At 61.0% G+C, this 11,851-nt stretch carries 9 protein-coding genes, 1 rRNA gene and 1 pseudogene; 1 reads left to right on the top strand and 10 read right to left on the bottom strand.

Annotated elements, in window-relative coordinates:
• The 10 genes and pseudogenes from AC1D2R_RS31745 to AC1D2R_RS31790 all read right to left on the bottom strand — a co-directional run.
• Positions 1–379 (bottom strand): annotated as a pseudogene (locus AC1D2R_RS31745) (efflux transporter outer membrane subunit); the annotation flags it as partial.
• A 151-nt stretch (positions 380–530) separates the two neighbouring features.
• A complete protein-coding gene (locus AC1D2R_RS31750; protein ID WP_477973758.1) occupies positions 531–3,641 on the bottom strand; it encodes an efflux RND transporter permease subunit in 3,111 nt (1,036 codons plus the stop codon).
• Between the two features lie 39 nt (positions 3,642–3,680).
• Positions 3,681–4,895 carry an efflux RND transporter periplasmic adaptor subunit gene (locus AC1D2R_RS31755; protein WP_477973759.1) on the bottom strand — a complete coding sequence of 405 codons (1,215 nt, stop codon included), beginning with the start codon at positions 4,893–4,895 and terminating at the stop codon, positions 3,681–3,683.
• A gap of 134 nt (positions 4,896–5,029) precedes the next feature.
• Positions 5,030–5,632 carry a TetR family transcriptional regulator gene (locus AC1D2R_RS31760; RefSeq protein WP_477973761.1) on the bottom strand — a complete coding sequence of 201 codons (603 nt, stop codon included), beginning with the start codon at positions 5,630–5,632 and terminating at the stop codon, positions 5,030–5,032.
• Positions 5,633–5,743: 111 nt separating this feature from the next.
• On the bottom strand, positions 5,744–6,688 hold the full coding sequence (locus AC1D2R_RS31765; protein WP_477973763.1) for a phosphoribosylaminoimidazolesuccinocarboxamide synthase: 945 nt from the start codon (positions 6,686–6,688) through the stop codon (positions 5,744–5,746).
• 77 nt (positions 6,689–6,765) lie between these two features.
• Positions 6,766–8,511 carry an SLC13 family permease gene (locus tag AC1D2R_RS31770; RefSeq protein WP_477973765.1) on the bottom strand — a complete coding sequence of 582 codons (1,746 nt, stop codon included), beginning with the start codon at positions 8,509–8,511 and terminating at the stop codon, positions 6,766–6,768.
• 108 nt (positions 8,512–8,619) lie between these two features.
• Positions 8,620–9,315, bottom strand: a complete 696-nt coding sequence (locus tag AC1D2R_RS31775) for a phosphoribosyltransferase (protein ID WP_477973766.1) — start codon at positions 9,313–9,315, stop codon at positions 8,620–8,622.
• A gap of 73 nt (positions 9,316–9,388) precedes the next feature.
• Positions 9,389–10,195 carry a pseudouridine synthase gene (locus AC1D2R_RS31780; RefSeq protein WP_477973768.1) on the bottom strand — a complete coding sequence of 269 codons (807 nt, stop codon included), beginning with the start codon at positions 10,193–10,195 and terminating at the stop codon, positions 9,389–9,391.
• Positions 10,196–10,402: 207 nt separating this feature from the next.
• The gene (locus tag AC1D2R_RS31785; protein ID WP_477973769.1) at positions 10,403–10,609 is read right to left on the bottom strand and encodes a hypothetical protein; all 207 of its coding nucleotides are present in this window, start codon (positions 10,607–10,609) and stop codon (positions 10,403–10,405) included.
• Between the two features lie 138 nt (positions 10,610–10,747).
• Positions 10,748–11,083, bottom strand: a complete 336-nt coding sequence (locus AC1D2R_RS31790; protein WP_477973771.1) for a hypothetical protein — start codon at positions 11,081–11,083, stop codon at positions 10,748–10,750.
• A 596-nt stretch (positions 11,084–11,679) separates the two neighbouring features.
• Between AC1D2R_RS31790 and AC1D2R_RS31795 the strand changes: the two genes are divergently transcribed.
• Positions 11,680–11,851: ribosomal RNA gene (locus tag AC1D2R_RS31795) — 16S ribosomal RNA — on the top strand; the annotation flags it as partial.

The following is an 11,851-nucleotide window of genomic DNA, read 5'->3' on the forward strand; positions in this document are numbered from 1 at the left end:
GTTGGTGGCGCCGGCGGAGGTGCGAAGAGGAGGTGCGAAGACCGCCCATGCTGCCGCTGACCGTCTGGTTGGCGCCGACCAACAGGCTCGGCAGCGCACCGGCACCGGCCACCGTGACGTTGGACGAGGCGGCGTTGATGCGTTCCAGCGCCTGCTGGATCGTCAGGTTCTCGCTCAGGCCTTCACCGACCAGCGAGTTCAGCCGCGAATCGCGATAGGCCGTCCACCAGGCAACCGTCGAAACGTCGCTGTCGACTTTCGCCCCGCCCTCGTTGAACTTGGCCGGAAGCGGCATCTCCGGAGGGACGTGATCCGGACCACTCACGCAGCCCGCGAGAAGGAGCAGCAGTGCCGGAGAGGCGAAGCGAAACGATACCATTAACAATCTTCCTGTAACTCGACCAAGTTCATTCATGTCTGAAGCCGTCATGCTTCGCTATCGGCCGCGCTTCGCTCGTACGAGAAACACCATCCCGAAGCAGTTGGCGGCAATGTATCAATGAGTTCGCGTTTCTCACAGTGCATTTATATCACACTCCCGGCTCATTTTTTTGGCGCCGCGAGAAGACGCGGCGGATCACGACGAAGAAGGATGGCACAAAGAAGATGCCGAGCGCCGTTGCGGAGAGCATGCCACCGAGGACGCCGATACCGATTGCGTTCTGCGCGGCGGAGCCTGCGCCGGTTGCAATCGCCAGCGGGACGACGCCGAGGATGAAGGCCAGCGAGGTCATGACGATGGGGCGCAGGCGCAGCCGCGCCGCCTCGAGGGTGGCCTCGAGGAGCCCCATTCCGGTCTCCATTCGATCCTTGGCGAATTCCACGATGAGGATCGCGTTCTTCGCCGCAAGGCCTATGGTCGTCAGCAGACCCACCTTGAAGTAGACGTCGTTTGCCTGGCCGAAGAGGGTCGCGGCGGTCAACGCGCCGAGAACGCCGACAGGAACGGCCATAATGACCGAGAACGGAATCGACCAGCTTTCGTAAAGCGCCGCCAGGCAGAGAAAGACGACGAGTACCGAAATGGCATAGAGCATCGGTGCCTGCGAACCGGAAAGGCGCTCCTGATAGGAGATGCCCTGCCAGGCGACAGTGTAGCCGCCGCCGAGCTGCTGGGTCAGCGCTTCCATTTCGTTCATAGCATCACCGGAGCTGACGCCTGGCGCCGAAGCGCCGTCGAGCGGGATTGCGCTGACTGCATTGAAGCGAGCAAGCGTTGGCGCTCCCTTGACCCATTCGGTGCGGGTGAAGGCCGAGAACGGCACCATCTCGCCGTTCGAGTTGCGGGCATACCAATGGTCGAGATCGCTCGGCTGCATGCGAAAGGGCGCGTCACCCTGCACGTAGACCGGCTTGATTTCACCATTGAGCGTGAAGTCGTTCACATCGCGGCCGGTGAAGATGACGGAGAGCATCGAATTGACCGCGGCGATGTCGACACCCATGGCGCCGATCTTCTCCTGGTCGATGACGATCTTCATCTGCGGCTCGACTTCCTTGTTGTTGCTGCGCAGCGCCACGACCTTGCCGCTGGCGTTGGCCGCCTGCATCAGGCGCTTGGAAGCGGCATCCAGGGCATCCGTTCCATGGCCGCCGGTATCGACCAGATACATCGAGAAGCCGCTCGATACGCCGAGGCCCTGAATCGCGGGCGGAAGCAGAGCGAAGACCTGGGCTTCGCGGAAGGTGAAGAATGTCTTCAGCGCGCGTGTAACGACGGCCTGCGCATGCAGGTTGGGATCCGTGCGCTCGGAGAAGTCCTTGAGCTTGGTGAAGACGATGGCGCTGTTCTGGCCCGAGCCGTTGAACCCGAAGCCGAGCGCGCCGAAGACCGATTGGACAGCGTCCTTTTCGTTTTCGCGATAATACTTCTCGACCTTTTCGACGACAGCCTGCGTCTGCTGGGTGGTGGAGCCCGGAGGCGTCGTGACGATCGTCAGCAGGACGCCCTGGTCTTCCTGTGGCAGGAACGAGGTGGGCAGCCGCGTGAAGAGATAGGCGCAGCCTACGCCAACGAGAAGGAAGACGAGCATGACGCGGATCGGGCGCTTCAGGAGATAGCCGATCGTGCTGACGTAACCGTTGGTCGAGCGCGTGAAGTTGCGGTTGAACCAGTCGCCGACGCGGTGCTTCTTGTGCTCGCTCACCGGCTTCAGCATCGTGGCGCATAGTGCCGGCGTCAGCACGATGGCGACGAGCGCGGAGAGCAACATCGCCGAAACGATCGTCACCGAGAACTGGCGGTAGATGATGCCGGTAGAGCCACCGAAGAAGGCCATCGGAATGAAGACTGCGGTGAGAACGAGGGCGATGCCGACGATGGCGCCGGTGATCTCGCCCATCGATTTCTCGGTCGCCTCCAGCGGCGAGAGCTTCTCCTCGGTCATGATGCGCTCGACGTTTTCGACGACGACGATGGCGTCGTCGACGAGCAGGCCGATTGCAAGGACCATCGCGAACATGGTCAGAGTGTTGATCGAATACCCGGTGATCGCCAGAATACCGAAGGTTCCCAAAAGCACGACGGGAACGGCGATCGTCGGGATCAGCGTCGCCCGGAGGTTCTGCAGGAAGATGAGAAGAACGACGAAGACGAGGACAATCGCTTCGATCAGCGTGTGCACGACCTTTTCGATCGAGAGCTCGACAAACGGCGTCGTGTCGTAGGGGTAAGTGATCTCGACGCCTTCCGGCAGGCCGCGGCTGATGGTGTCGAGCGCGCTGCGGACGCGGGCAGCCGTGTCGATGGCGTTCGCGCCGATCGCCAGGTTGACGGCGAAGCCGCTGGACGGCTGAGCATTGTAGCGAGACGAGCCGCCGTAGCTTTCCTGCCCGATCTCGATGCGGGCAACGTCGCTCAGGCGCACGGTCGAACCGTCCTTCTCGACCTTCAGGATAACATGTTCGAAGTCGGAAACCGTGGTCAGCTGGCTCTGTGCGGTGATCGTCACGTTGAGCTGCTGTCCGTCCACCGCCGGCTGGGCGCCGAGGGAACCGACGGAAACCTGGGTGTTCTGTGCTTCGATCGCTGAGGTCACGTCGCCCGTGGTCAGCTGGTATTTGAGAAGCTTGAATGGATCGAGCCAGACGCGCATGGCGTAGCCGGAGCCGAAGATGTTGATGCTGCCGACGCCCTCCAGGCGCTGAATCTGGTCCTCGATCGAGCTCGACATGATATTGCCAAGATCGACGGAGCTGCGCTTGCCGTCGGTGGAGACCAGCGAGCCGACGAGCAGGATGCTCGAGGTCGAGCGCGTCACGCTGATGCCAGCGTCTATGACGTCGCCGGGGAGTTTCGACTGGACGAGCTGAAGCTTGTTCTGAACCTGAACCTGAGCGATATCAGGATCGGCGCTCGTTCCGAAGGTCAGCGATATGCTGGCGGAGCCGGTCGACGAGGTGGACGTCATGTAGGTCAGGTCGTCGAGGCCGGTCATGCCGTCTTCGATGATCGTGGTCACAGACTTTTCGACGGTCTCGGCGCTCGCGCCGCGGTAGGTGGCGTTGATGCGAACCGTCGTCGGCGCAATGTCGGGATATTGCGATATCGACAGCGTGAAGATCGCGAGCAGGCCCGCGAGCATGATCGTGATCGCTATGACCCACGCGAAGATCGGGCGTCGGATGAAAAACTTGGCCATTGGGCTATTCCTGTACGGCTCGGATCAATGTTCGTCGCGTTACTTCGCGGCAGGTTTCTGCGCGTCGCCGGATGCGGCTTGTTCCGCAGGCACGACAATGCCCTTCTCATTGATCTGCATTGGCATCGGCTTCACGGGCATTCCCGAGGTGATCGACTGCAGGCCGGAAACGATCAGCTGATCGCCGTCCTTGATGCCGTCGGTCACCAGCCAGGCGTTGTTGGAAGGCGATGCGTTCTCGAAAATGCGCGTCTCGACCTTGCCCTCGGCGGAGACGAATTGGGCGGTCAACTCGCCGTTTGCATTGCGGCTGGTGGCAAGCTGCGGCAGGGCGAAGCCGCTTTCGGTGCCAAGTTCCAGCGTTGCGCGGACATACATGCCCGGCAGGATGACGCGTTCGGGATTGGGGAAGCGCACGCGGATGGTAAAAGTGCCTGTCGTCTCGCTGACGACAGACTTCGACATGTCGAGCGTGCCCTTCTGGTCATACTCCTTGCCGTTTTCCAGTATCAGCCGGAAGGCGCCGTTTCCGCTGGTGCCCTTGATTTCGCCGGAGGCGATCGCGTTGCGAAGGCGCAGCAGGTTGGTGCTCGATTCCGTCAGAAGGATATAGGCCGGATCTAGCTGGCGGACCGTGGTCAGCGCCGTGGTCTGGTTGGCGGCAACGACGTTGCCGACGTTGTAAGCCGTCTGATCGATGACGCCGTCGAAGGGAGCCGTTATCTGTGTGTGATCGAGGTCGATCTCGGCCGCCGTCCGTGCAGCTTTGGCGGCCTCGACTTCGGCCTGGGCCTGAAGAAGGTTCGTCTTGGCGGTTTCGAACTCGATCTGGGTAGCACCCGATCCAACCAGACGCTGGTAGCGGTCGAAATTGCTCTGGGCGCTCGGGACGCTCGCTTCGGCCTTCGCAATGGCTGCCCTCGCCTGCGCGACAGTCGCGCGGTAGGGGGCGTCCTCGATCTGATAGAGAATGTCGCCCTTCTTGACCTCGCCGCCTTCGCGGAACGGGATTTCACGAATGATGCCGCTCACCTGCGGGCGAATGTCTGCTGTCTGAAACGCTTCGGCGCGACCGGGAAGGATCGTGGTGACGGGGAAGGTGTTTTTCTTAAGCGTGACGACGCCGACGGGGGCGGCCTGCTGGGCGGCTCCCGCCGCACCTGCTGCGCCTTGCTTGTTGCCGCTATCGCTGCAGGCTGCCAGCACGCCGCTGATTGCCAGAGCCGAGGAAACGAGGAAGAAGCGACGTATCATATTGAATTCCCTGTGCGGTGGCAGTCGGAATCTATGGCCTCTTGGGAGAAGGCCGATCACCGATCCAGAATCAAATGCCACTGATCCGAATTTAAGAAAGACTTTACGAAGTGACGTAAGTTATGAATCGTCACTTAGCAAGTGCTATTTTGCAGTGCGGCATCGACGAAAGTCACGATCTGATGCGCACGGTGAACAAGTGTGTCCTTGTCGTCACGGGCGATCAGAACGGGGTGCAGGACGCTTGCGAGGACATCGGCTACGGTGCTCGCAGCATGCTCGGGGCTGGCGCAATGATAGCGTCCCGTGGCGATGCCTTCCCGTATGATATCGTTCAGTTTGTGGACAATGCGTTCCCGGTATCGAACGGCGGCGTCGGGTTTGGCCCCGACGGTCATCAGGACCATTTCGAAGAGGTAAGGGTTCTGCTGGATGTCCTCCAGATGGCTGTCTAGCAAGCGCAACACAAAGCGCAGCAGCTGCTCATTCGGCGGGAGGTCGTCGTCAAAGGACGCAAAACGATCCGCCACATCGCCGAGGTGTCGCTCCGCGATGGCGTCGACAAGAGCAGACTTGGAGCGGAAATGCTTGAAGACGTTGGCCGGCGACATGCCCAGCGAGGCCGCGATGTCGGCGATCGACACTGCGACGAAGCCCCGCTGGCGAAACAGCAGTTCCGCCATTGTCAGAATGTCTTCGCGCGTCTCTTCGGCCTTGCGTCTTGGCCTGCGTGCCATGCCTTCCCCCGCCGGTTTAACCCGGCACCCTATCTTTGCGAACCCTAACGCCAGTTGAGGAAAGCCTGCAAGTCAATGTTGCAGGCACTGCCTCGCTGCAGCCGGGTCGATCTAGGCGAAATAGGATGCGAGATTGCGGCGTACGCGCTCGACCGGCGTGGCATCGCTGTCATCAGGCACGAAGGGCTGCGCGGTGATCGCCTCGTAGGCGTTGATATAGACCTTGGAGGTCTGTTCGATGAGTTCGGCCGGAATTTCCGGAATCTCGTCCTTATAAGGGTCGCAGCGCTCCGCCACCCAGGCGCGGACAAAGTCCTTGTCGAAGCTTGCCGGGCGGGTCCCGGCGGCGAAGCTTGCCTGGTAGCTGTCCGCCAGCCAGTAACGGCTGCTGTCGGGCGTGTGGATCTCGTCGGCAAGAATGATAGTGCCGTTCTCGTCGGTGCCGAATTCGTATTTCGTATCGACAAGGATAAGCCCACGCTTGGCCGCGAGCTCCTGGCCACGGGCGAAAAGAGCCAGGGCGTATGTCGACAGGGTTTGCCACTGCTCTTTGGTCAGGAGGCCGCGATCGACAATTTCTGCCGGCGTCAGGGGCTCGTCGTGTCCGCCGTCGAATTCCTTGCTGGTCGGTGTGATGACCGGTTCTTGAAGTTTCTCATTGTCGCGCATGCCATCCGGCAGGCGCATGCCGTACATCTCGCGTTCGCCCTTCTTGTAGAGCGTCAGGATCGAGGTGCCGGTCGTGCCGGCGAGGTAGCCGCGAACGACGATCTCGACCGGCAGGATATCGAGGCGTTTGCCGATAACGACGTTCGGATCTGGATACTCTATGACGTGGTTCGGGCAGATGTCCTTCGTCGCCTCAAACCAGTAGCGTGCCGTCTCGGTCAGAACCTGTCCCTTGTAGGGGATGCAGGTGAGGATGCGGTCGAAGGCGCTCAGCCTGTCGGTGCTGATGATGATGCGACGCCCGTCGGGAAGGTCGTAGTTCTCGCGAACCTTGCCGCGGTAGTAGTTCGGCAGCTCTGGAAAATGGGCTTCGGAGAGGATTCGCACGTGCTCGACCGTCCTTGTCAGTTTATCGGGGCTTCCCTTGCTCTAGTTCCATCGCGGGCGATGTCAAGCAATCCGGACTAAAGCCAGAAGACATATATAAGAAGCAGGCCCAAAATGTAGCTTGTCAGAGCCACCGGGGCGCCGGCCTTCAGGAAGTCGGCGAAGCGGTAGCTGCCGATGCCCATGGCGAGCGTGTTGTTGTGGTGGCCGAAGGGTGTCAGGAAATCCAGCGAGGCGCCGGCCGCGACCGCGATCAGATACGCTTCCGGCCGATGATGGCCGACGGCTGCAAACTCCAAGGCGATAGGGCTGAGGATGATCGCGACAGTGGCGTTGTTGACGAATGGCGTCAGCGCCATGGCCAGGAAGAGAATGAGCGCGAGGCCGGCCGGCGGCTGGTCGACGGGCACGACGAGACTGATGGTGGCTGCGATCATTTCCCCGGTGCCGGTGTTTGCGACCGCGGTACCAATGGGGATCATCGCGGCCAGCATGATGATGATCGGCCAGTTGAGATCGGCCATCGCCTGGCGAATATTCAGGTAGTTGAAGAGCGCGAGTGCGAGGACGACGCCGGCAAGCGCAATGTCCGGCCGCACGATCCCGAGGGCGGTCGCGGCGATGCCGCAGGCGAAGATCGCGAAGGGCTGCCATGTGCCAGCGGCGGGGGAGGGTGCTGAAGTCGAAGCGAGGGGAAGACATTCGCACTCATCGAGAGCGTCCATGATTGCCTCGCGCGCTCCCTCCAGCACGACGACATCGCCGATCGAGAGCTGCAGGTCATCGAAACGTCCTTCGAAGCGCGGTGACCGCATCGACAGAGCGACGACAGCAACATCGCGGCTCGCGAAGACTTCCAGCGAGCGCAGCCGGGAGCCGACCAGGGTGCTTTCAGGCATCACAACGGCCTCGATCCGGGTCGTCTCCGGCTGCCATCTAGCCGTCCGGGTTGTCGCCAGAGCGCCGGATGCCGCAAGCTCGTCGAAGACGGTATCGTCAGCCTCCGCCAAGAGCAGATCGCTCATTTCGACGACGGATTTGTCCGGTGCGCCGAACACGATGGCATCATTGCGTATCAGCGCATGCGGTCGTAGCGCGAAACGATCCGGCAGCTCGGAAAGGTGTGTTCCGATGAGCGGCGAGTTGGCCGGAACGCGGCGCTCGGCAACCACGCGGCGTCTTGGGGGAGCGGCAGCGGTGGACGGATCATCTTGCCTGCCGGGAAACAGCCGGGGCGCCAGCCATGCGGTCAGCGCGATTCCGGCGATCGCGACCGGCAGGCCGACAAAGGCGAAATCGAAGAGCCGCAGCCCCGTGCCGGTCGCCTTGGAAAGGGCGTCGCTGACAATGAGGTTCGCGGGTGTTCCGATCAGCGAGACCAGTCCGCCGAGCAGGGCGGCGAAGGAAATCGGCATGACCAGCTGGCGTTTTGGAATTCCCATCATGGCGCTGACGCGGAGTGCGACGGGCAGGGCGATCGAGAAGGCGCCGATATTGTTCATGAAGATGGAGATGAAACCCGTTGCCGCCGACAGGATCGCGATGACGCCTGAGTTCGAGAGGCCTGCACCTGCCAGGACGCTCGAGAGCCGATCGAAATGCCGGGTACGGGCCAGAACCTGCACGACGAGCAGGATTTCCACGACCGTTATGACGACAGGACTGGCAACGCCCGCAAAGACCTGATCAACCGGGTAGAGGCCGAGCGCATAGCCGGCCAGCAGGCCTGAGATCGCCACAACCTCGACGCGGTAACGATCCATAAGAAAAAGAGCAAGCATGGCGACCAGCAGGATCAACAGCGATGCTTGCTCGAACGTCATGAGATCTTCCGAACCTATTCGACCGCCACGAATGTAGCCTTTCGGTACGCGCTGTACAGGGCCAGGTGTTGCCAAACGCGGATGCTGGACAAGTGCAGGTGGCGCGCGTCAGCCGCCGGCCCGGCGCCAGCTGTCTCTGTCGGTCTTCTCGAGCAACGGCGTCGAAAAGACGCTGACGGTGCGGTCCAGCCATTGCGCGCCGGCGCTCGCCAGTTTCTCGCGCCAGCGCTCCGATTGGAGCATGGCGGCGCCGATTGCGACCGGTTCGATGGCGCAGACGGAAAGAAGCTCCAATCCTGATAGGATCGAGGTGCCGCTGGAGATGACGTCATCGATCAACGCGACCCTGCGGCCTTCCAGAAGTGGCAGCATACGCGGGTCTATGTAAAGCCGCTTCGGTTGCGTCGGCGTCGTGATCGAGGACAGCGGGACGGACAGGTCCTCGCGGTACCAAAACTTCCGGGAGGTGCCGAGCGGCACGTATCTCGTGTGTCCGAGCTTCTGCGCCACCGCGGAGGCGAGCGTCAGGCCGAGGGTCGGCAGGCCGACGACCACGTCGATGTCGAATGGCCCGAGCCTGCCGGCAAGGCGCTCGGCCAGCGCATCGAGGACTTCGAAGCTTGCCTGGTTGACGATCAGCGAGGCGAGAGCATGCCTGCCGTCCGCCAGCTCACGCAGGGGCAGGCGAAGCAGGCGTCCATCGTCGAACTCAGCAACATAGAAAGACGTGAACTCGCTCAGAAACGGGACGCTGCCCGCCGGATGGATCTCCTGCCAGAAGTCGTGTGCGGCCAAGCCTGTCATTTCATAAAGCCTGTCAAGTCATCAAGTCCGTCACGTCTTTGGAGCCCACCATGCCATCAAATCCGGCATGCCGTCAGTTCCGTTTCGTTGCTTCCATACCGGCGAGCCGGCGCAGCGTCTTGAGTTCCGCTTGCGTGAGCGTCCGTACGGCGCCTTTGGGCAGGTCACCCAGCTGCACGCCGCCGATCGCGATGCGCACCAGGCGCAGGCATTCCGCCCCGAGCGCTTCCAGCATGCGGCGGATCTGCCGGTTGCGGCCCTCGTCGAGTTCGACCTCGATCCACGAGTTCCGGTCGCCGCATCTCAACAATGTCGCCGACACGGCCTTCAATGCCTCACCGTCGTGGCGCAAGCCGTAGGTCATCTTAGCCAGCATCTCCGGCTCCATGATCCTATCGACCTGGACGTGATAGGTCTTCGTCACATGGGTGATCGGGTCCAGCAGCGCCTGGGCGAAAATCGTGTCGTTTGTAAAAAGGAGCAAGCCCTCGCTCGCCTTGTCCAGCCGTCCGACCGGCGAGAGATGCGGCATATCGACGTCCTTCAGACAGTCGTAGACAGTGGGACGGCCTTCGGGATCGTGGCGGGTCGTCACCAGGCCGCGCGGCTTGTTGAGCATGAGGTAGGTCATCGGCTCGGCGGCGACGCCGACGCCGTCCACCTGGATCCTGGCCGTTGCCAGATCGACCCACGCGGATGTGTCCGACACGATACGCCCTTCCACGGTGACGCGACCATCGGCAATCAGCCGTTCGGCCTGCGTCCGCGAGCAGTAGCCCAGCTTGGAGAGCGCGCGCGGCAGGGTGACCCGCTTTCCAGACGGCTCGCTACCGGGTTTTACGCGGTCGCGTTGTTTTTGCGGTGCGCGCCGCTCCCTCACTCTGTTGCCCCTATCCGATGTCGATGCACGCGTTTCTGGCATGAACGCGGCGATGATGCCAGCGAGCCTGTTGGAAAACGCGGGGATAAGATCTGTGAGAATGACGAGGAGATGTGTCGTCTCGCGGGAGATGGCGGCGCAACGTGCGCCACCTTTCAGGTCCGGTATTGGTGATCAGCCGCAATCGGCTGGCCAAATGCTGCGCTGTCAGTGGTGGGCCAAGAAGCCTGCAAGTTCCGTTCGGCTGAGGACAACGCCTGCCGCCGCCTTGTCTGGATCCGGATGGGTGTACGACAAGCTTGCCATTTCGGGCAATTCAAGGGCCTGTCGCATGTTCATAATGCCGACCGCGAGGCGACCTTGCGCGCCGTCCACGCTGACTTCGACGATGCAGTTTGATCTCTTGGCATCCATCAGCAGTCCTCCCTCTTGTTATGGCCTCGTCGATAGCCCGGAAAATGGGTTTTTCTAAGACCTAAGTATAACGAGCCGTATGCTATGTCGGATCGGCACGGCTCGCAACAGAGAGAGGTTACCCAATTAGACGATGCGTTAGCGCCACCATTGACGGGGCGGCGCGTGATGGCCGCTGAGGAGGTAGCCTGCGAGGAAACCGATCGCACCGGCAAGGGCAAGGGCCGTCGTCGTTGCGGTTCGATGTTCGCGAGCGGCCCCGGCGGCCGCCACGCTCTCGGCCTTGATCTGGGCGACGGCGGTCTTGGCGCGGGGCGCGATGTCGTCATAAGCCTTGCCTGCGCGATCGCGCACTTCGTAATAGGCCTCGGCGCCCTGGGCCGAGATCATCTTCTGAAGGCGCGAGACTTCCTGTTGCAGGGCCGCAATGTCCTTGCTGACGGACGCTCTGATTTCGTCGGTATTGGCAGCCATGTCTTTTCTCCTTTGTTACGGAAGTAGAAACACCCCAATGCCGCGTTGGGTTCCGTAACAAGACAATTTGAACCGTATGTCCGGCCAAATGACCACCTTCGAACGCATTTCGGCCTGCAGGCGTGGCTGTGGAAAGTCTCTTGGAAATCCGTCATTCAAATCAGGATGTTACAAAATTGTGAAAAAACATCGTTTGGATGTGTTGACTTGGAAAAGGGGTTGGCCGTATAAGCCCCCTCACTGAACGAGGGCGGCGGCGCTGCTGGCGACGATGTCTCTTGTTTCAGGTTTCCAGATTGGCTTTGTTGGCTGATGGGTGGTTCGGGGCTTTATGGCTTTGAGCTTGTGGGATTTCGACCGGGTTTGACTGGTCTGTTTTTTGACAATTGAATATGAGAAGAAAGAGAAACGTGGGCGGCGGAGTTCGCAGGACCGGAAGAGATTTCGGTTCTTTGAAAGAGACTTTGGCGGTCACGTTTATCAAGAGAAGTTACACTGGTTTTTGACGCTGAGGTTTAGGCTTTGGTGTTTGGAAAACAGGTGTGAAGTTCTCGTCGATTCAAAGAACGTGACGTAAATGCCAATGATTGAATTCTCAACATGAGAGTTTGATCCTGGCTCAGAACGAACGCTGGCGGCAGGCTTAACACATGCAAGTCGAGCGCCCCGCAAGGGGAGCGGCAGACGGGTGAGTAACGCGTGGGAATCTACCCTTTGCTACGGAATAACGCATGGAAACGTGTGCTAATACCGTATGTGTCCTTCGGG

The organism is Rhizobium sp. P1_C7, assembly GCF_056406295.1.